The following is a 20,464-nucleotide window of genomic DNA, read 5'->3' on the forward strand; positions in this document are numbered from 1 at the left end:
GTTTCGGTGGTCATAGCGTGAGGGAAACGCCCGGTTACATTCCGAACCCGGAAGCTAAGCCTCACAGCGCCGATGGTACTGCAGGGGGGACCCTGTGGGAGAGTAGGACACCGCCGAACAAATATTGAAAGGGTTGGATCCTGAACTTCGGTTCGGGGTCCAACCCTTTTTTGTTGTGCGTTACTTGGCGTTCACGTCTCGCGCCCAACATCCAGAGCATGAGTACTGCTGCAATGCTCAGGGCCGCCGGCGTCGGAGTCGGTGACGAGGTCGTCGTGCCGGCCTTCGGGAACGTGGAAGTCGCCGAGGCTGTGATCCTGGCCGGTGCGCTGCCGGTGTTCGCCGACATAGATCCGGTGACGTACTGCCTGGACGTGTCAGGTGTCGAGGCGGCCGTAACTCCTCGGACGGCGGCCGTCGTTGTCGTACACCGCTTCGGGCGGCCGGCCGACATGGGGAGGTTGATCGAGGTCGGGCGGCGGCGCGGGCTTCTGGTGCTGCAGCACGGGGAGTCCGAGGCGCCGTACGACGAGATCGCTCAGCGGCGACAGCGCGCGGCGTTTCTCGATCTGAAGCTGAGGGGTGTGCGGACGCCCGACGACGGGGACGGGCACACCTACCAGCAGTACGTCGTGCGGGTGCCCGGCAATGGGCGGCCCGATCGGGATGCCTTCGCTCGGGCCTTGCGTGCCAGGGGAGTTGACTGCCGGGTGCCGGTGAAGGCGCCTGTGCATCGGATGCCCGCGTTCCGGTGCTGTGTCTCGCTGCCCGAGACCGAGCTGGCTGTCGACGAGACGCTGGCGCTGCCGGTGGACGCCTCGTTGACCAAGCGGGACATGCAGCGGATCGTGTCCGCGTGCAACTCGCTCGGGGGGCTGTTGCAGCCCGCGTTCTGATCGCGCGGGTGTAGTTGGGAGCACGGGTCTGTTCGGGGTATGATCTCTTTCGTTGCCACGGGGGAAACCTCGAGAGGTAACCGGCCCCCCTAGCTCAGTCGGTAGAGCGTCTCCATGGTAAGGAGAAGGTCAACGGTTCGATTCCGTTGGGGGGCTCCATGCAGCAGAAGGCCCCGCCCGATTGGGCGGGGCCTTCTGCATGTCCGGCGTCAGGCCGTCAGTCTTTCTGGCGGCCCGGTACACGCATCGCGAGGATCGCCATGTCGTCGGACGGGGCGTCGGAGGCGAAGCGTTCCACGGCGCGCATGATGCGGGCCGCCACCGCGCCGGCCGTCAGGCCCGTACACGTCCTCAGGACGTCCGTCAGGCCGTCGTCGCCCAGCATGCGAGTGCCCTCACGGCGTTCTGTGACGCCGTCCGTGACACAGAGGAGGACGTCGCCGGGGTCGAGGGTGATCGTCTGCTCGTACAGCTCCAGGTCCTCCAGGACGCCCAGGAGGGGCTGTGGTTCGGCTGCCGGTTCCACCGTGCCGTCCTGGCGCAGGCGGAGCGGGAGGGGGTGGCCGGCGCAGACCACCTTCAGTACGGCGCTGCCGTCCTCCTGGGGCCACAACTCGCCGTACAGGAGGGTCAGGAAGCGGCTGCGAGCGCCCTCGTCGAGGATCGCCGAGTTGAGGCGCTCCAGGACCGCCGGGCCGCCGAAGCCCTCCCTCGCCAGCAGGCGCAGTGCGTGGCGGGCCAGGCCCGTCACCGCCGCGGCCTCCGGGCCCGTACCGCAGACGTCGCCGATGGCGAAGCCGTAGGCGCCGTCGCGGATGGGGAAGAGGTCGTAGAAGTCGCCGCCGACCTCGTTGCCCTCGCCGGCCGCGCGGTAGATGACCTCCACCTCCACGCCGTCGATGTGCGGCAACTCCGGGGGCAGGAGGCTGCGTTGGAGGGACTGGCTGATCGCCGTGCGTTCCGAGTAGAGGCGAGCGTTGTCCAGGGCCAGTGCGGCCCGGCGGCTCAGGTCCTCGGCCAGTTCCAGGATTTCCTGGCGGAAGTGTTCGTCCGTCGGCTTGCCGAGGGTGAGCATGCCGATCACGCGGTTGCGGGCGACCAGGGGGAGGACGACCGTCTCGCCGCCGACTGCCGCCGCCGTGGCGAGAGTTGTACCGATGCCCGAGCCGACCGAGGTGGGCGAGTTGAGGCTCAGGCTGCGCATGGACGTACGCAGGGCGGCCTGATGGGCTGCCGCCGCGGGGGCCGACCAGACGCGGGCGCCGGGGGTGGGGACCGGGTCCGGCGGGGCGATCTTCGACAGCAGGGCCTTGAGGCCGTCGATGCGGTCCTCGTCCTCGTGCAGGACGTACGAGAGGTACGGCTCCGAGGCCTGGTCGGCGATCGTGTAGACCGCGCACCAGGTCGCCAGGGTCGGGACCGTCATCTGGGCCATGAGCGCGAGGGTCTGGTCGCGGTCGAGTGTTCCGGCGAGCAGATCGGAAGCCTCCACCAGGAAGCTGAGGGAACCCCGGCGCAGACGTTCCAGTTCGCCGAGGCGGGCCGATTCCACCGCCAACGCGATGCGGTCGGCGGCGAACTGGAGGCGGAGGGCCTCTTCGTTCGTGAAGCGGCCTGGGGACTCGGCGGCGACGCCCAGGGAGCCGGTGAGGCGGCCTTCCACCTTCAGAGGCACGGTGACGACCGAGCGCATGCCTGTGCCGCTCAGGAGAGGGACGGCGCCCGGGACGGCCGAGAGGTCGTCGTGGACGGCCGGCATGCGGGCCGAGCCGTAGCGGCCGGGGCCTGCCTCGACCGGGACGCGGGCGAAGCGCTGGCGGGCGGAGGGCAGACCTGTCGAGGCCCGAACCTCCAGCTCCGTCTCGTCGTCCGTGGCCAGGAGCAGGAAGGCGGAGTCGGCGTCGAGCATGTCGCGGGCGCGCTCCACCGTGCGCTGGAGCAGACCGTCGAGGTCGTCCGGGGCCGGGGAGCCGATGAACACCTCGAAGGGGTCGGTGTTCGGGCCGTCGGAGCTCGATGTCGTGTCGGACGAGCTGCCGCGCAACGGGGTCTGCAGGACCGCCCGTTCGTGGTCGCGTACGAGGAGGCACACCGTCGAGGGCTCGCCGTCCGTGTCGCGGACGCGGAGGTGTGAGGCGTACACCGGGATGACGCGGCCGTTGGCGCCCCTTATGCCGTAACTGCCCTCCCAGCGGGAGAGTTGGAGGGCCTCGGCGATGCCGGTACCGGTGCCGGGAGTGTGCGGCCAGGCGGCCAGGTCGGTGAGGGGCTTGCCGATGACCGACTCGGGTGCGTAGCCGAAGAGTTCGTCGGCGTCCTCGTTCCATGCGGCGATGGATCCGACGCGGTCGATCTGGATCACCGCGACCCGGACCCGGCCGTCGGCCAGCGGGAGGAGGGCGGCGGGGAGGGCCGGGCCCGCGGAACGGGTACCGATCGCGCGTTCCGGGAGGTCGAGTTGGAACCAGACCTGTTTCTTGGTGGACGTGTACTCGACGCCCCAACGGCTGGCCAGGGCCGCGCACAACTGGAGGCCGCGGCCTCCCTCCCGGTCCGGGCTGCCCATGTTGGCGGGCGAACCCTGGAGGGGGATCTCGCGCTCCGGGTAGCGGTCGGCCACCTCGATGCGGATGCCGTCGTCACTGCGTAGACACAGGACGTCAGCGGAGGTGCCCGCGTGGATGACCGCGTTGGTCACCAGTTCGCTGGTGAGGACCACGGCGTCGTCGACGATGTCCGCGAAGCCCCAGCCCTGCAGGGTGTCGCGGACGAAGGAACGGGCGGTCGCCACCGATCGTCCGACGGGGTCGAAGGTGGCGGCCGCGCGCGCGGTGATCACAGAACTCCTCGTCCGGTTGTCGGCATACAGGGTGCCGGGGCCGACCCGTTCCTGCCGGGGCAGGATCTGGTTCCCCGTCGGCCGGGGATCCTGGGGTGCTTCCCCGGGATGCAGTCCGGTGGTCATGGTGCGGTGCCCCTCCGATGCCTGCCCGCTCGTGGTCGTGCCACCGCCCAGACCGGACGGACCGGTGTGGCTGGACAGCCGTATGCCAGGTTACTTACCTTCGCGGTCCATGCGGATGCAGGTCTGCAGTGTTTACGTCCCCAGAGTGTGCGGACGGTGTGCGAAGCTGCCGAACTGTTATGGCCGGGTTCGGACAGGGTGAAACACTGGGCAGGCTCCAGGAGAAGGTCTAGGCACGGCTGGCAGTATCCGGGTACGCCCGACTGATGGCAGCAGAGCACCCAGAGAAGTAACGGTCGACCCCTGCGGGAGGGACACAGTGGAGTCTGGCGCAGCGACGCGGGCCACTAAAACGCGCGCGAAAGGCGGACAACCCCTGAGTAACCGGCGTAAACCACGCAATGGAACGACCGAGGTGGACACCGCTTCTCTGGACCGGCTGCTGTCGGCCCTGGAGTCGATGCGTGACGGGAACTTCCGGAAACGCCTCACGGTGTCCGGCGACAGCGTCATGTCGGAGATCTCGGCGGTCTTCAACGAGGTGGCCGACCGTAATCTCCACTTGACGGGTGAATTGTCGCGCGTACGGCGCATGGTGGGGCGCGAGGGGAAGCTGACCGAGCGGCTGGAAGCGGGTGCCAGCGAGGGCTCGTGGGCCGTGGCGATCGACGCCTCGAACGCGCTCGTCGACGATCTCGTGCGTCCGGTCTCCGAGGTCGGCCGGGTGCTGAGCGCGGTCGCGGAGGGTGATCTGTCGCCCCGGATGGAGCTGCGGGCACCGGCCGCAGAGGGCAGCGGGCATCCGCTGCGCGGGGAGTTCCTCAAGGTCGGGCGCACGGTCAACAACCTTGTCGACCAGCTGTCGACATTCACCGACGAGGTCACACGGGTGGCCAGCGAGGTCGGTACGGAGGGCAAGCTGGGCGGCCAGGCCCAGGTGCGCGGGATGTCCGGTTCGTGGCGGGATCTCACGGACTCGGTCAACACGATGGCGTACCGGCTGACGGCGCAGGTGCGGGACATCGCGCTGGTGACGACAGCTGTCGCTAAGGGTGATCTGTCCCGGAAGGTCACGGTTCACGTGGCCGGCGAGATGCTGGAGCTGAAGAACACCGTCAACACGATGGTCGATCAGCTGTCGTCCTTCTCCTCCGAGGTGACGCGAGTCGCGCGCGAGGTGGGTACGGAGGGTGAGCTCGGCGGCCAGGCGCAGGTGCCGGGTGTGGACGGTGTGTGGAAGGACCTCACCGATTCGGTGAATCTCATGGCCGGCAACCTGACGGCCCAGGTGCGCGGGATCGCGCAGGTGACGACCGCGGTCGCCAACGGTGATCTGTCACAGAAGGTGACGGTTTCGGCGCGCGGTGAGGTCGCGCAGCTCGCTGAGACGATCAACCAGATGACCGAGACGCTGCGGACGTTCGCGGACGAGGTCACCCGGGTCGCCAACGAGGTCGGTGGCGAGGGGCGGCTGGGCGGGCAGGCGAACGTGCCGGGTGCGGCGGGTACCTGGAAGGACCTGACGGACTCCGTCAACACGGTCTTCCGGAATCTCACCACCCAGGTGCGGGACATCGCCGCCGTGACGACCGCTGTGGCCAGCGGTGATCTGTCGCAGAAGGTCAGCGTCGAGGTCGCCGGCGAGATGCTGGAGCTGAAGAACACCGTCAACGGGATGGTCGACCAGCTGTCCGCGTTCGGTGCCGAGGTCACGCGGGTCGCGCGGGAGGTCGGTGTCGAGGGTGAGCTGGGCGGCCAGGCCCAGGTGCCGGGCGCTGCCGGTACATGGAAGGACCTGACGGACTCCGTCAACACGGCGTTCAGGAACCTCACCGGCCAGGTGAGGAACATCGCCCAGGTGACGACCGCGGTGGCCAACGGCGATCTGTCGCAGAAGGTCACCGTCGATGTCTCCGGCGAGATGCTTCAGCTGAAGAACACCGTGAACACGATGGTGGACCAGCTGTCGAGCTTCGCCGACCAGGTGACGCGGATGGCCCGGGACGTGGGTACGGAGGGCCGCCTCGGCGGTCAGGCGCGTGTGGACGGTGTGTCCGGTACGTGGAAGGAACTCACCGACTCCGTCAACTTCATGGCCGGCAACCTCACCTCCCAGGTGAGGAACATCGCGCAGGTGACGACCGCCGTGGCCAACGGCGACCTGTCCCAGAAGATCGATGTCGACGCTCGCGGCGAGATCCTCGAGTTGAAGAACACGATCAACACGATGGTCGATCAACTCTCGGCCTTCGCCGACCAGGTGACCCGGGTCGCCCGGGACGTGGGTACGGAGGGCCGGCTCGGCGGGCAGGCCCAGGTGCCCGGGGTCGCCGGTGTGTGGCGCGATCTCACCGACTCCGTGAACGGTATGGCCGGCAACCTCACCGCGCAGGTGCGGAACATCGCCCAGGTGGCGACCGCGGTGGCCCGGGGTGACCTGTCCCAGAAGATCACCGTGGACGCGCGCGGCGAGATCCTGGAGCTCAAGAACACCCTGAACACGATGGTCGACCAGCTGTCGTCGTTCGCCCAGGAGGTCACGCGAGTGGCCCGCGAGGTGGGTACGGAGGGTGAGCTCGGCGGGCAGGCCGAGGTGCAGGGTGTCTCCGGCACCTGGAAGGACCTCACGCAGTCCGTGAACTTCATGGCGAACAACCTGACCATCCAGGTGCGCAACATCGCCGAGGTCACGACCGCCGTCGCCAAGGGCGATCTGTCGAAGAAGATCACTGTTGACGCGAAGGGGGAGATCCTCGAACTCGTCACGACGGTCAACACGATGGTCGACCAGTTGTCGTCGTTCGCCGAGCAGGTGACCCGGGTGGCCCGCGAGGTGGGCACGGAGGGCATCCTCGGCGGCCAGGCCCACGCGTCGGGCGTCACGGGCATCTGGAAGGACCTCACCGACAACGTCAACCTGATGGCCAACAACTTGACCGTCCAGGTGCGGAACATCTCCCAGGTCGCGGCGGCCGTCGCCAACGGCGACCTGACGCGGACGGTGACGATCGAGGCGCGCGGCGAGGTCGCGCAGCTCGCCGACACCTTCAACACCATGGTGAAGACGCTGAGTTCGTTCGCCGACCAGGTCACCAAGGTGGCCCGTGAGGTGGGTACGGACGGCATCCTGGGCGGGCAGGCACGGGTGCCCGGTGTGGCCGGCACCTGGAAGGACCTCACCGAGTCGGTGAACGGGATGGCGTCCAACCTGACCGGCCAGGTCCGCAACATCGCCATGGTCACGACGGCCATCGCCAAGGGTGACCTGACGAAGAAGATCGACATTGACGCTCGCGGCGAGATCCTCGAGCTCAAGACGACGATCAACACCATGGTCGACCAGCTGTCGTCCTTCGCCGAGGAGGTCACCCGGGTCGCCCGTGAGGTGGGTACGGAGGGCCAGCTCGGTGGCCAGGCACGCGTGCGGGACGTCGACGGCACCTGGCGCGACCTCACCGAGTCGGTGAACGAGATGGCCGGGAACCTGACCCGGCAGGTGCGTGCCATCGCGCGCGTGGCGACCGCGGTGACCCGCGGTGACCTCAACCTGAAGATCGACGTGGACGCCTCGGGCGAGATCCAGGAACTTCAGGACTACATCAACAAGATGATCGCCAACCTGCGCGACACCACGATCGCCAACAAGGAACAGGACTGGCTCAAGGGCAACCTCGCCCGTATCTCCGCCCTGATGCAGGGCCGCCGGGACCTCGACGACGTGGCCTCGCTGATCATGAGCGAGCTGACGCCGGTCGTCACCGCCCAGCACGGCGCGTTCTTCCTGGCGATGCGGATGCTCGACGGCAAGGACCCGGGAAGCGCCCCGGACAACGCGTACGAACTGCGCATGCTCGGCTCGTACGGCTACTCCATGGGTTCCATGCCGACCTCGTTCCGGCCCGGTGAGGCGCTGGTGGGGACCGCGGCCGAGGAGAAGCGCACGATCCTTGTGGAGAACGCGCCGAGCGGCTATCTGAAGATCTCCTCCGGGCTCGGTGAGGCGCCGCCCGCGCAGGTGATCGTGCTGCCGCTGCTGTTCGAGGGCAAGGTGCTCGGGGTCATCGAACTGGCGTCGTTCACGCCGTTCACGCAGATCCAGAAGGACTTCCTCAACCAGATCGCCGAGATGATCGCGACCAGCGTCAACACCATCTCCGTCAACACCAAGACGGAGGTGCTGCTGAAGCAGTCGCAGGAGCTGACCGAGCAGTTGCGGGAGCGCTCGGCCGAGCTGGAGAACCGGCAGAAGGCGCTTCAGTCGTCCAACGCGGAGCTGGAGGAGAAGGCCGAGCTGCTGGCCCAGCAGAACCGCGACATCGAGGTCAAGAACACGGAGATCGAGGAGGCACGACAGGTCCTGGAGGAGCGGGCCGAGCAACTCGCCGTGTCGATGCGCTACAAGAGCGAGTTCCTCGCCAACATGTCGCACGAGCTGCGTACGCCGCTCAACTCGCTGCTGATCCTGGCCAAGCTGCTCGCCGACAACGCGGACACCAACCTCACCCCGAAGCAGGTCGAGTTCGCCGAGACGATCCACGGGGCCGGCTCGGACCTGCTCCAGCTGATCAACGACATCCTCGATCTGTCGAAGGTCGAGGCGGGCAAGATGGACGTCTCCCCGACGCGCATCGCGCTCGTGCAGCTCGTCGACTACGTGGAGGCCACCTTCCGTCCGCTGACCGCGGAGAAGCGCCTCGACTTCTCCGTACGGGTATCGCCGGAACTGCCCGCCACGCTGCACACCGACGAGCAGCGGCTGCTCCAGGTGCTGCGCAACCTGCTGTCCAACGCGGTGAAGTTCACCGACACGGGAGCGGTCGAGCTGGTCATCCGGCCGGCCGGCGCGGAGGTCCCGGTGGCGATCCGGGAGCAGTTGCTGGAGGCGGGTTCGCTGCGGGACGCGGACGCCGACATGATCGCGTTCTCGGTGACCGACACGGGCATCGGTATCGCGGCCAGCAAGATGCGGGTGATCTTCGAGGCGTTCAAGCAGGCCGACGGCACGACCAGCCGCAAGTACGGCGGTACGGGGCTGGGGCTGTCCATCTCGCGGGAGATCGCCCGGCTGCTCGGCGGTGAGATCCACGCGCAGAGCGAGCCGGGCCGTGGATCGACGTTCACGCTGTATTTGCCGCTGCACCCGAGTGAACTGCCCCCGCAGGGCTACGCGCAGCTGGCGCCGTCCCTGGAGGTCGGTGAACTGCTGGCCTCCGAGGCCGAGCTGGCCGGGGCGGGCATCGAGACGCCGGCCGAGGTGAAGTCGTACCACGAGGCGCAGAGCGGGCCCGCCGCACTCTTCAGGCGGCGCCGCAGGGCCGTGTCGGTGACCGAACTGAACGCGTCCTCCAGGGCCAACGGCCACTGGGCGGCCGCGGAGCAGGAGGCTCCGCAACAGCCGCGTCGTAGCATCATGTTCGACGGCGAGAAGGTGCTGATCGTCGACGACGACATCCGCAACGTGTTCGCGCTGACGAGCGTCCTGGAGCAGCACGGGCTGTCGGTGCTGTACGCCGAGAACGGCCGGGAGGGCATCGAAGTCCTGGAACAGCACGATGATGTGACAGTCGTACTGATGGACATCATGATGCCGGAGATGGACGGCTACGCGACGACCACGGCGATCCGCAGGATGCCGCAGTTCGCCGGGCTCCCGATCATCGCGCTGACCGCCAAGGCGATGAAGGGCGACCGGGAGAAGGCGATCGAGTCGGGGGCCTCGGACTATGTGACCAAGCCCGTCGACCCCGATCACCTGCTGTCGGTGATGGAGCAGTGGATGCGCGAGGAGTGACGGTTGAGCTGGGTGTTTCCGTCACGCGGACGGGAACACCCGGTGTTCACACGGAGTTGCTGACTCAGTGTGGCCGATGCCGTGTAGAAGTACGGGATTCGGGGAACCTTCTGGTCTCCCGCTACGTTTCTGCTACGTGCACAGTGACATCGCGGTGACAGGGTGTGGCGACGGGCAGGGTGCGGCTACCATGACCGGCACGAGGACGGGCGGCGCAAGGAAGCCGTCCCCTGGGGCGGCGCCGGGTGGTGCTGCCCCAAGTCCTGAGGACAGGGGAGGCCCCAAGCCGGGGCGAGGAGGGCGGGCCATGGTGCAGAAGGCCAAGATCCTCCTGGTCGATGACCGGCCGGAGAATCTGCTGGCGCTGGAGGCCATCCTCTCTGCGTTGGATCAGACACTGGTGCGGGCATCGTCCGGGGAGGAAGCGCTCAAGGCACTTCTGACGGACGACTTCGCGGTCATTCTGCTGGACGTCCAGATGCCGGGCATGGACGGCTTCGAGACGGCCGCTCACATCAAGCGGCGGGAGCGGACCCGGGACATCCCGATCATCTTCCTCACCGCGATCAACCACGGTCCGCACCACACCTTCCGGGGATATGCGGCGGGCGCGGTGGACTACATCTCCAAGCCGTTCGACCCGTGGGTACTGCGGGCGAAGGTCTCGGTGTTCGTCGAGCTCTATATGAAGAACTGCCAACTCCGGGAGCAGGCGGCCCTGTTGCGGCTGCAGCTGGAAGGCGGTGGCGGCAAGGCGTCGATCGGTGCGGCCAAGGAACCGGCAGGTCTGCTCGCCGAGCTGTCCGCGCGGCTCGCGGCCGTCGAGGAGCAGGCGGAGGCGCTGTCCAAACAGCTCGACGACGAGTCGGCGGACGCGGCGGCGGTGGCCACTGCAGCCCATCTCGAACGCAAACTGACCGGCCTGCGCCGGGCTCTGGACGCGCTCGAACCGGGCACCGGCAGCGGGGCGCCCACGGTGCCGTCGCCGAACTGACCCGCGCACCGGGCACCACTTCCCGCACAGAACTCACCCGTACACCGAACGCAGTTGCGCGTGAGCACGCGTCAGTTCCGTGCTCACGCAAGGGCGACACGAACGGGTGAAGCAGTAGGCACACGTGTCCGCGGGCGTCTCCCGGTAACCTCACACACATGGCCTCACGTCCTTCCGCAGCCAAGAAGCCGCCCGCGAAGAAGGCAGCCGTGCCCGGGAAGGCTCCGGCGAGGAAGGCCGCGGCGAAGAAAGCCCCCGCGAAGAGGGCGCCCGCCAAGAGAGCGGCGGTGAAGAAGACCGCGCCCCCTCCGGCACCCAGCCCCACCGGGGGCATCTACAGACTCGTACGCGCCCTGTGGCTCGGTATCGCGCACGCCGTCGGTGCCGTGTTCCGCGGCATAGGGCAGGGCGCGAAGAACCTCGACCCGGCACACCGGAAGGACGGCGTGGCACTGCTGCTGCTCGCCCTCGCGCTGATCGTCGCCGCGGGCACCTGGTCCAACCTGCGCGGACCCGTCGGTGACCTCGTCGAGATGCTGGTCACCGGCGCCTTCGGCCGCCTCGACCTGCTTGTGCCGATACTCCTCGCGGTCATCGCCGTACGGTTCATCAGGCATCCCGAGCAGCCCGACGCCAACGGCCGGATCGTCATCGGCCTCTCGGCGCTCGTCATCGGTGTGCTCGGACAGGTCCACATCGCGTGCGGCGCCCCCGCGCGCAGTGCCGGCATGCAGGCCATAAGGGACGCCGGCGGGCTCATCGGCTGGGGCGCGGCGACCCCGCTGACGTACACGATGGGCGACGTCCTCGCCGTACCGCTGCTGGCGCTGCTGACCGTCTTCGGGCTCCTCGTCGTCACCGCGACGCCCGTCAACGCCATTCCGCAGCGGCTGCGGCAGCTCGGGATCCGGCTCGGGATCCTCCGGGACCCCGAGGAGGACGGGCTCTCCGAGGACGACGAGCGGTACGACGACCAGTGGCGCGAGTCGCTCCCCGGGCGCCCCCGCAGGCGCGGGTCCGCCCCCGAGGACTACGACCCGGACGGCGCCGAGCAGGAGGCGCTCTCCAAGCGCCGGAGCCGCCCCCGGCGCTCCGCGGTGCGCCAGCCCGACCCAGGGCGGCCGATGGACGCCGTGGACGTCGCAGCGGCCGCCGCTGCCGCGCTCGACGGGGCCGTCCTGCACGGCATGCCGCCCTCGCCGATCGTCGCCGACCTCACCCAGGGGGTGAGCACGGGCGGCGACCGCCAGGAGACGACCCCGACGCCCGTGCCCGTCCCGGGGGCACGCCCCAAGCAGGAGAAGCTCAAGGCGGAATCGGTCAAGGCCGGGGTCCCGGACCTCACGAAGGCACCGCCGGAGACGATGCGCGACCTGCCGCCGCGCGCCGAGCAGCTCCAGCTCGCCGGGGACATCACGTACGCGCTGCCGTCGCTCGACCTGCTGGAGCGCGGCGGCCCCGGCAAGACCCGCAGCGCGGCGAACGACATCGTGGTGGCCTCCCTCACGAACGTCTTCATGGAGTTCAAGGTCGACGCCGCGGTCACCGGCTTCACCCGTGGTCCGACGGTCACCCGGTACGAGGTGGAGCTCGGCCCCGCGGTGAAGGTCGAGCGGATCACCGCCCTCACCAAGAACATCGCGTACGCCGTCGCCAGCCCCGACGTACGGATCATCAGCCCGATCCCCGGCAAGTCGGCGGTCGGCATCGAGATCCCCAACACCGACCGCGAGATGGTCAACCTGGGGGACGTGCTCCGGCTGGCCGACGCGGCCGAGGACGACCACCCGATGCTGGTCGCGCTCGGCAAGGACGTGGAGGGCGGCTATGTGATGGCCAACCTCGCGAAGATGCCGCACCTGCTCGTCGCAGGTGCGACCGGTTCGGGCAAATCGTCCTGTATCAACTGTCTGATCACGTCGGTCATGGTCCGGGCGACCCCGGAGGACGTCCGGATGGTCCTCGTCGACCCCAAGCGCGTCGAGCTGACCGCGTACGAGGGCATCCCGCACCTGATCACGCCGATCATCACCAACCCGAAGCGGGCCGCGGAGGCGCTCCAGTGGGTCGTACGGGAAATGGATCTGCGGTACGACGATCTGGCCGCGTTCGGATACCGGCACATCGACGACTTCAACGAGGCCATCAGGAACGGCAAGGTCAAGCTGCCCGAGGGCAGTGAGCGCGAGCTTCACCCCTACCCGTATCTGCTGGTGATCGTCGACGAGCTCGCCGACCTGATGATGGTGGCGCCCAGGGACGTCGAGGACGCCATCGTGCGCATCACGCAGCTCGCGCGCGCGGCCGGTATCCACCTGGTCCTCGCCACGCAGCGGCCGTCCGTCGACGTGGTGACCGGGCTGATCAAGGCGAACGTGCCGTCGAGGCTCGCCTTCGCCACCTCCTCGCTGGCCGACTCGCGTGTCATCCTCGACCAGCCCGGCGCCGAGAAGCTGATCGGCAAGGGCGACGGGCTGTTCCTGCCGATGGGCGCCAACAAGCCCACTCGTATGCAGGGTGCCTTCGTGACCGAGGACGAGGTCGCGGTGATCGTCCAGCACTGCAAGGACCAGATGGCGCCGGTCTTCCGGGACGACGTCACCGTGGGCACCAAGCAGAAGAAAGAGGTCGACGAGGAGATCGGCGACGATCTCGAACTGCTGTGCGCGGCGGCCGAACTCGTGGTCAGTAGCCAGTTCGGGTCCACGTCGATGCTCCAGCGCAAGCTGCGAGTCGGGTTCGCCAAGGCGGGACGGCTGATGGACCTCATGGAGACGCGGGGGATCGTGGGGCCGAGCGAGGGGTCCAAGGCGCGTGACGTTCTTGTGAAGGCTGACGGGCTGGACGAGATGCTCGCGGTGATTCGTGGGCAGGCTGACTCCTAGGGAGTCGTCCGGTGAACGGGTGTCCGTGTGTGCGGCAACCGGGTGGTCGATCGTGACTCACTCGTAAGGGATCATTGAGCAACCGTTTCCCTTCCGCGTACGTCAAGTTGAGGGAGACGGCAGATCCTTGCCTCTCCATGACCTGGTCATCGGCGTGTCCTGGCCATTCCGATGGCGTACAAAGTCCGTCCGCCCGGTTGCCCCACTCTTTCCGAACCCCCCTAAACTGAACCTCCAGCACAGGTGGCTAAACGCTCGAAAGGCGCCCCCGTGTCCATCGGCAACTCTCCACAAGACGAGCGTCCGTTCGAAGATGACCGCGACGATCGGGAGGAAGCAGCCCGCCCTTCGATCGGTCGCGCCCTCCAGCAAGCGCGCATCGCGGCAGGGCTGACCGTCGACGACGTCAGTTCCGCCACCCGGGTCCGAATCGTCATCGTGCACGCGATCGAACAGGACGACTTCGCCCCCTGTGGCGGAGACGTCTACGCGCGCGGGCACATCCGGACCATCGCCCGTGCCGTCCACCTCGACCCCGAACCGCTGCTCTCGCAGTTCGCCGACGCCCACGGCGGGCGTCCGGCGCCGACCCCCGCCGCGCCCATGTTCGAGGCGGAACGCATCCGCCCCGAGCGCCGCGGACCGAACTGGACCGCGGCGATGGTCGCCGCGATCGTCGCCGTGATCGGATTCGTCGGCTTCACGCTGGTCAAGGGCGGTGACGAGGGCACACAGGCGCAGGTCGCCGAGGGCTCCACGCCCACGGCCAGCGCCTCGGCCTCGGCCACACCCAAGAAGGACAAGCCCGCCGACCCGAAGCCGGACCCGTCGGACAGCGCGATCGCGGCGGCGCCGCGCGACAAGGTGACCGTCCAGGTGAGCGCCGCGGACGGGCGCAGCTGGATCTCCGCCAAGGACCACAACGGTCGCCTGCTCTTCGACGGGCTGCTCAAGCAGGGCCAGTCCCAGACCTTCCAGGACAACGAGGAGATCAACCTCGTCCTGGGCGACGCGGGCGCCATCCAGCTGTACGTGAACGGCAAGAAGATCGAGGACGAGTTCCAGCCGGGCGCCGTGGAGCGGCTCACGTACACGAAGGGCGACCCCGAGGTCGGCTAGGCGGTACCGCGCTCCCACGGTTCCACAGGTACGGGGCCGGCCCAGCACGGGGCCAGCCCCGTCGACGTGGGGTGTCAGTGGGACGAAGTAGTCTTGAGCCCATGCCTGAACGCCGTACCGTCGCACTCGTCACCCTTGGCTGCGCCCGTAACGAGGTGGACTCGGAGGAGCTCGCAGGCCGCTTGGAGGCGGACGGCTGGCAACTCGTGGAGGACGCCGAGGACGCGGACGTCGCCGTCGTCAACACCTGTGGCTTCGTCGAGGCCGCCAAGAAGGACTCCGTCGACGCCCTTCTGGAGGCCAACGACCTCAAGGGTCACGGCAGAACCCAGGCCGTCGTGGCGGTGGGCTGCATGGCCGAGCGGTACGGCAAGGAACTCGCCGAGGCCCTCCCCGAGGCGGACGGCGTGCTCGGCTTCGACGACTACGCCGACATCTCGGACCGCCTCCGGACCATCCTGAACGGCGGTATCCACGCCTCGCACACCCCGCGCGACCGGCGCAAGCTGCTGCCGATCAGCCCGGCGGAGCGGCAGGGCGCGGGTGCGGGGGTCGCTCTTCCGGGGCACGGTGCCGCCACGGACACCGACGCCGACCGGGTCGCCGGGCCGGTGGAACCGGTCGAGGCTCCTGCCGATCTTCCCGAAGGCGTCGCTCCCGTCTCCGGCCCCCGTGCGCCCCTGCGCCGGCGGCTCGACGGCGCGCCCGTCGCCTCGGTGAAGCTCGCCTCCGGCTGCGACCGGCGCTGCACCTTCTGCGCCATCCCGTCCTTCCGCGGTTCCTTCATCTCACGCCGCCCGAGCGACGTACTGAACGAGACCAGGTGGCTCGCCGAGCAGGGCGTCAAGGAGGTCATGCTCGTCTCCGAGAACAACACCTCGTACGGCAAGGACCTGGGCGACATCCGGCTGCTGGAGTCACTGCTGCCCGAGCTCGCGGACGTCGACGGCATCGAGCGCGTGCGCGTGAGCTATCTCCAGCCCGCCGAGATGCGCCCGGGGCTCATCGACGTACTGACCTCGACTCCGAAGGTCGCCCCCTACTTCGACCTCTCCTTCCAGCACTCCGCACCCGACGTGCTGCGCGCGATGCGGCGCTTCGGTGACACGGACCGTTTCCTGGAGCTGCTCGACACCATCCGGAGCAAGGCGCCGCAGGCCGGCGTGCGGTCCAACTTCATCGTGGGCTTCCCCGGTGAGACCGAGGCCGACCTGGCGGAGCTGGAGCGGTTCCTGACCCACGCGCGTCTGGACGCCATCGGTGTCTTCGGGTACTCCGACGAGGACGGCACGGAAGCGGCGACATACGAGAACAAGCTCGACGAGGACGTGGTCGAGGCGCGGCTCGTCCGGGTGTCGCGGCTCGCCGAGGAACTGGTCTCGCAGCGCGCGGAGGAGCGCGTCGGCGAGACGGTGCACGTGCTGGTCGAGTCGGTCGGCGGCGAGGACGGCGCGTACGGCCGCGGCGCCCACCAGGCGCCGGAGACCGACGGACAGGTGCTGTTCACCAACTTCGAGGACTTCGTGGGTCTCACGAGCGGCGAAGAGCTGAGTGTCGGTCGTATGGTCGAGGCGAAAGTGGTCGGTACGGAAGGTGTCGACCTGCTGGCCGAGCTGCTCCCTGGCTCGATCAGCTCGCTCGCGCGTTCGCATTCAGAGGAGGCGGCCAGATGACCGGAGTCCCGGCATCCGCAGCGAGCGGCTCCTCTAGCGCGCGGAACGCCAAGAGCGGGCCGGCTGCGGTGGCTGTGCCGGGCGCGATGGGTGCCACCGGGGCCGTCGCCCCCGCGGTCGCCCCCGCGGACTTCGGTGCCGCTGTGGACTCCGGGGCGGCCGGGTCCCCTGCCGACTCCCTGGTTTCCGGTGATCAGGAGGCTGGGAAGGCGGTGCGCGGCGGGAAGTTGGGCGCCGCGGCCGTCAATCAGGCCAGCCTCTGGAACATCGCGAACATCCTTACGATGATCCGCCTGCTGCTTGTGCCGGGCTTCGTGGCCCTGATGCTGGCCGACGGCGGATACGACCCGGCATGGCGCTCGCTCGCCTGGGCGGCCTTCGCCGTCGCGATGATCACCGACATCTTCGACGGTCATCTGGCGCGAACGTACGACCTCGTCACCGACTTCGGGAAGATCGCCGATCCCATCGCCGACAAGGCGATCATGGGGTCGGCGCTGATCTGTCTCTCCGCCCTCGGTGATCTGCCCTGGTGGGTGACCGGCGTGGTCCTCGGGCGCGAGCTCGGGATCACCCTGCTGCGCTTCGTCGTGATCCGCTACGGCGTGATCCCCGCGAGCCGCGGCGGCAAGGTCAAGACGCTCACGCAGGGTGTGGCCGTCGGGATGTACGTGCTGACGCTGACGGGGCCGCTGGCCAGCTTGAGGTTCTGGGTGATGGCCGCGGCGGTGGTGCTGACCGTGGTGACCGGGCTCGACTACGTAAGACAGGCCATTGTGCTGCGCAACCAGGGAATCGCCGATCGCGAGGCCGCGTCCATGGAGGCGGAACGGTGAGTTCCGTGGCCGCCGACGTGGTGGAACTACTGACGGTGAGGGGTGAGACGCTCGCTGTCGCGGAGTCCCTCACGGGTGGTCTGGTCGCGGCGGAGATCACATCGGTGCCCGGGGCCTCCAAGGCGTTCCGGGGCGCGGTGACGGCGTACGCGACCGAACTGAAGCACCAGGTGCTGGGTGTCGACGCCGCGCTGCTGGCCGGCCGAGGAGCGGTGGATCCGCAGGTCGCGGCCCAGATGGCGGCCGGCGCCCGCAGGGTTCTCGGCGCCGACTGGGGTATCGCGACGACCGGTGTAGCCGGCCCGGAACCACAGGACGGGCAGCCCGTCGGAACGGTTTTCGTGGCCGTGGACGGCCCTCGCACAGCGGATTCCGGTTCTGAAGGTGGCGGAAAAGTGGCGTCGCTGCGGTTGAACGGCTCCCGGGCGGAAATTCGTAAGGAGAGTGTACGGAGCGTACTCGCACTCCTCCTGGAGGAGATCGCGGGCGAACAGACCGGAAACGAGCGGGCACAGGATACGGAACAGAACGGGGGGACCTGATGTTTGCAGCCCTGAGTGAACACGACATCGCTCCCCGCACGGCCGCGGCGCAAGGCGGTACGGTGGGGCGTGAAGGATGCGGCTACACGGTCCGAGGAGGGAGCCACCGATGATTCTGCTCCGTCGCCTGTTGGGTGACGTGCTGCGTCGGCAGCGCCAGCGCCAGGGCCGTACTCTGCGCGAAGTCTCCTCGTCCGCCCGAGTCTCACTCGGCTATCTCTCCGAGGTGGAGCGGGGGCAGAAGGAGGCATCCTCCGAACTGCTGTCCGCGATCTGCGACGCGCTGGACGTACGGATGTCCGAGCTCATGCGGGAAGTGAGCGACGATCTCGCTCTCGCCGAGCTGGCCCAGTCTGCTGCGGCCAACGAACCTGTACCCACGCCGGTGCGTCCCAGGCTGGGTTCCGTATCGGTGGCCGGTGTGCCACCGGAACGGGTGACCATCAAGGCGCCCGCCGAAGCGGTGGATGTCGTCGCCGCCTGAGGTGCACGAGAGTTGAGTGTGTGAGAGCCCCGGCCGGGGCTTCTCCGGGGAGACCCGGAGGAGTGCGGTCGGGGTTTTCGCTTTGTGCGCACGCCCTGTGCACTGTCTGCGCACTCTTGGGGGTCCCTCCACGGGTGCGTTTGCCGGTGGGTCGTGGGGCGGTCATGGTGGGGAGGTGGCGGGCGCGTGCGGATTTCCCCGGCGGCCGTCTTTGGGAAATTGGTGCGCCTCTGTGCCGGTGATGCGCCCTGTGTGCGGGTGAGCGTGGCGTTCTAGCGTGGGGCTGGAGGTGGGCCATGGCGGTGCGGACAGCTCGCTGGGGGGCGCTGCTGGGGCTCGGTGCCGTGTGGTGGTGGGCCGTCCTGCGGCTCGCGCTGGCGCCCGGCGCGGGAGTCCTGGAGGGGGCGGTCGCGGCCGGGGGGTGGGGGCTGAGTCTGCTGCCGGTGCACTGTGTGCCGAAGGCGCGGGCGGCGCGGGCCGTGAGGGTCACGGGGCTGGTGCGGGGGCGTGCCGGTGCGGGTGTCGGTGCCGGGTCTACCAGGGCATCGCCACGCCGCCGTTCGGGCGGAGGATCTGGCCCGTCGTGAACGCCGACGCGTCCGACGCCAGGTGCAGCACCGCGTGGGCGACCTCCTCCGGTTCGCCGACCCGGCCCAGCGGGGCCATCCGGGACATCAGCGCCTCGGTGTGCGCCTGAGCCTCGCCGTCGTGGCGGTCGGTCATCGGTGTACGGATCCACCCCGGCGCGACCGCGTTGACGCGGATGCCGTGGCGGCCGATCTCGGCGGCCAGCGTCTTCGTCAGCTGGACGACGGCTGCCTTCGCGACGCCGTAGCAGAGCAGGCCGGGGTTGCCGGTGTCGACGGCGCCCGAGGCCATGGTGATGATGCTGCCCCTGGTGTTGCCGGAGATCATCAGACGGGCCGCCTCCTGACAGGCGTAGAGCACGCCCTTGAAGTTGATGCCCAGGACCCGGTCGAGATCCTCGTCACGGGTCTCCAGCACGGGGCTGCTGTGCATGATCCCGGCTACCGCCGCCATGATGTCCAGCCGCTCGCACCCGGCCACGGCCTGCCGGACCTGGGCCCGGTCGGTGACGTCCAGGTGGTGGGTACGGGCCGTGCCGCCCATGCCCTTGATCAGGGTCGCCGTCTCGTGCAGTCCCTGCGCGTCCCGGTCGGCGCAGTGCACCAGGGCGCCCGCCTCGGCGAGCAGTACGGCGGATGCGCGTCCGATGCCGCTGGCGGCCCCGGTGACGAATGCGGTGCGTCCGGTGAGGTCGTACGCCTGTACGGGCATGCTGGGACGGTACGAGGGTTGCTGACGGGTCGTCAATTGATTGTGCACGGTTCGGTTCTGAGCGGCTCGGGTCTGAGGCTCCCGTCGCGCGGAGCGTGGGCGGTTTCAGTTGTACGGGAGAGGCTTCCGGTGTGCTCTGGCGGCTCCGGGGGCGGGGGCCGGGCCCAGCTGGCAGGTCGGGCACCAATAGGTGGGGCGTTCGCGGGAGCCGTCACCCTGGTTGGCGATGCGGACCGGGGTCCGGCAGCGCAGACAGGGGCGTGGTGCGCGGCCGTACACGAAGAGGTCCTGGCCGCGGCGGCCCGTCGTACTGCGGACCGGGCGGTCCCGGTTGGCTTCGAGGAGTTTCTTCGCGAGGGTGGGCAGCTTCGCGGTGCGGTCGGCGGGCAGACCGCCGATGGGAAGCCAGGGGGTGACGCCAAGGAGGAAGCACAGCTCGCTCTTGTACACGTTGCCGATGCCTGCCAGGTTGCGCTGGTCGAGCAGGGCCTCGCCCAGGGGGCGGGCGGGGTCCGTGAGGAGGTTGGCGAGAGCCTGCTCGGGGTCCCAGTCCGGGCCCAGGAGGTCGGGGCCGAGATGGCCGACGGCCCGGTGTTCGTCGGTGGTGCGCAGGAGTTCGAGTACGGGGAGGCGGTAGCCGACGGCGGTGCGGTCCGCGGTGCCGAGGATCGCCCGGATCTGGTGCGACGGGCCGCCGCTCCAGCGCCGGCCGTTCTCGTACACCTTCCAGGAGCCGTCCATCCGCAGATGCGAGTGGAGGGTCAGGCCGCCCTCGACACGGGTGAGGAGGTGCTTGCCACGAGGGGTGACATCCAGGACGGTGCGGCCGGTGAGGTCGGCCGTGGCGTACTTGGGCACACGGAGGTCGGAACGGGTCAGTACCTCGCCGGCGAGTGCGTCGTGCAGCCGCTTCGCCGCCTGCCAGACCGTGTCACCTTCGGGCATGGGTCCAGGGTGACATGTCGGGTGGGACGGGGCCT

General features: G+C 69.0%; 13 protein-coding genes, 1 tRNA gene and 1 rRNA gene. 12 read left to right on the forward strand and 3 right to left on the reverse strand.

The annotated features are described in order from the left end of the window. Positions 1–2 precede the first annotated feature (2 nt). The 3 genes from rrf (at position 3) to G3I56_RS20645 (ending at position 1,055) form a co-directional block, all read left to right on the forward strand. Positions 3–119, forward strand: a 5S ribosomal RNA gene (gene rrf, locus G3I56_RS20635). A 114-nt stretch (positions 120–233) separates the two neighbouring features. After that, positions 234–896: a DegT/DnrJ/EryC1/StrS family aminotransferase gene (locus tag G3I56_RS20640; protein ID WP_164411299.1), complete on the forward strand. Its 663-nt coding sequence runs from the start codon at positions 234–236 to the stop codon at positions 894–896. Positions 897–979: 83 nt separating this feature from the next. Continuing rightward, positions 980–1,055, forward strand: a tRNA-Thr gene (locus tag G3I56_RS20645). 58 nt (positions 1,056–1,113) lie between these two features. Here the strand turns inward: G3I56_RS20645 and G3I56_RS20650 are convergent. Beyond that, entirely contained in the window at positions 1,114–3,861 is a 2,748-nt protein-coding gene (locus G3I56_RS20650) for a SpoIIE family protein phosphatase (protein WP_164411020.1), read from the reverse strand. Between the two features lie 319 nt (positions 3,862–4,180). Between G3I56_RS20650 and G3I56_RS20660 the strand changes: the two genes are divergently transcribed. From G3I56_RS20660 to G3I56_RS43970, 9 genes are all read left to right on the forward strand, one after another. After that, on the forward strand, positions 4,181–9,652 hold the full coding sequence (locus tag G3I56_RS20660; protein WP_343240012.1) for a HAMP domain-containing protein: 5,472 nt from the start codon (positions 4,181–4,183) through the stop codon (positions 9,650–9,652). A gap of 307 nt (positions 9,653–9,959) precedes the next feature. Continuing rightward, on the forward strand, positions 9,960–10,646 hold the full coding sequence (locus tag G3I56_RS20665) for a response regulator (RefSeq protein ID WP_164411024.1): 687 nt from the start codon (positions 9,960–9,962) through the stop codon (positions 10,644–10,646). Between the two features lie 158 nt (positions 10,647–10,804). Then, positions 10,805–13,531: a DNA translocase FtsK gene (locus G3I56_RS20670; protein WP_164411026.1), complete on the forward strand. Its 2,727-nt coding sequence runs from the start codon at positions 10,805–10,807 to the stop codon at positions 13,529–13,531. A 270-nt stretch (positions 13,532–13,801) separates the two neighbouring features. Further along, a complete protein-coding gene (locus G3I56_RS20675) occupies positions 13,802–14,650 on the forward strand; it encodes a helix-turn-helix domain-containing protein (protein WP_164411028.1) in 849 nt (282 codons plus the stop codon). Between the two features lie 101 nt (positions 14,651–14,751). Continuing rightward, positions 14,752–16,323: a 30S ribosomal protein S12 methylthiotransferase RimO gene (gene rimO, locus G3I56_RS20680; RefSeq protein WP_164411030.1), complete on the forward strand. Its 1,572-nt coding sequence runs from the start codon at positions 14,752–14,754 to the stop codon at positions 16,321–16,323. Then, positions 16,320–17,159, forward strand: coding sequence for a CDP-diacylglycerol--glycerol-3-phosphate 3-phosphatidyltransferase (gene pgsA, locus G3I56_RS20685; RefSeq protein ID WP_164411032.1), 840 nt, complete (start codon positions 16,320–16,322; stop codon positions 17,157–17,159). Before rimO ends, pgsA begins: the two co-directional genes overlap by 4 nt. Beyond that, complete coding sequence (locus G3I56_RS20690) at positions 17,156–17,701, forward strand: CinA family protein (protein ID WP_164411034.1); 546 nt, start codon at positions 17,156–17,158, stop codon at positions 17,699–17,701. The genes pgsA and G3I56_RS20690 overlap by 4 nt, the downstream gene beginning before the upstream one ends. Before the next feature lie 109 nt (positions 17,702–17,810). Then, positions 17,811–18,185, forward strand: a complete 375-nt coding sequence (locus tag G3I56_RS20695) for a helix-turn-helix transcriptional regulator (protein ID WP_164318274.1) — start codon at positions 17,811–17,813, stop codon at positions 18,183–18,185. Between the two features lie 296 nt (positions 18,186–18,481). Further along, complete coding sequence (locus tag G3I56_RS43970; protein ID WP_164411036.1) at positions 18,482–18,772, forward strand: hypothetical protein; 291 nt, start codon at positions 18,482–18,484, stop codon at positions 18,770–18,772. Here G3I56_RS43970 and G3I56_RS20705 read toward each other — a convergent pair. Then, a complete protein-coding gene (locus G3I56_RS20705) occupies positions 18,720–19,484 on the reverse strand; it encodes an SDR family NAD(P)-dependent oxidoreductase (RefSeq protein WP_164411038.1) in 765 nt (254 codons plus the stop codon). The two genes, G3I56_RS43970 and G3I56_RS20705, sit on opposite strands and share 53 nt — an antisense overlap. A 105-nt stretch (positions 19,485–19,589) precedes the next feature. After that, on the reverse strand, positions 19,590–20,429 hold the full coding sequence (locus tag G3I56_RS20710) for an Fpg/Nei family DNA glycosylase (protein WP_164411040.1): 840 nt from the start codon (positions 20,427–20,429) through the stop codon (positions 19,590–19,592). Positions 20,430–20,464 lie beyond the last annotated feature (35 nt).

The sequence above is a fragment of the Streptomyces sp. SID12488 genome (assembly GCF_010548275.1).
GTDB lineage: Bacteria > Actinomycetota > Actinomycetes > Streptomycetales > Streptomycetaceae > Streptomyces.

Coding starts and splice junctions, on each gene's coding strand:
- G3I56_RS20670 (WP_164411026.1), top strand. CDS start 10,805: ATGGCCTCACGTCCTTCCGCAGCCAAGAAGCCGCCCGCGAAGAAGGCA.
- G3I56_RS20695 (WP_164318274.1), top strand. CDS start 17,811: ATGATTCTGCTCCGTCGCCTGTTGGGTGACGTGCTGCGTCGGCAGCGC.
- G3I56_RS20705 (WP_164411038.1), bottom strand. CDS start 19,484: ATGCCCGTACAGGCGTACGACCTCACCGGACGCACCGCATTCGTCACC.
- pgsA (WP_164411032.1), top strand. CDS start 16,320: ATGACCGGAGTCCCGGCATCCGCAGCGAGCGGCTCCTCTAGCGCGCGG.
- G3I56_RS20650 (WP_164411020.1), bottom strand. CDS start 3,861: ATGACCACCGGACTGCATCCCGGGGAAGCACCCCAGGATCCCCGGCCG.
- G3I56_RS43970 (WP_164411036.1), top strand. CDS start 18,482: ATGGCGGTGCGGACAGCTCGCTGGGGGGCGCTGCTGGGGCTCGGTGCC.
- rimO (WP_164411030.1), top strand. CDS start 14,752: ATGCCTGAACGCCGTACCGTCGCACTCGTCACCCTTGGCTGCGCCCGT.
- G3I56_RS20710 (WP_164411040.1), bottom strand. CDS start 20,429: ATGCCCGAAGGTGACACGGTCTGGCAGGCGGCGAAGCGGCTGCACGAC.
- G3I56_RS20665 (WP_164411024.1), top strand. CDS start 9,960: ATGGTGCAGAAGGCCAAGATCCTCCTGGTCGATGACCGGCCGGAGAAT.
- G3I56_RS20640 (WP_164411299.1), top strand. CDS start 234: ATGCTCAGGGCCGCCGGCGTCGGAGTCGGTGACGAGGTCGTCGTGCCG.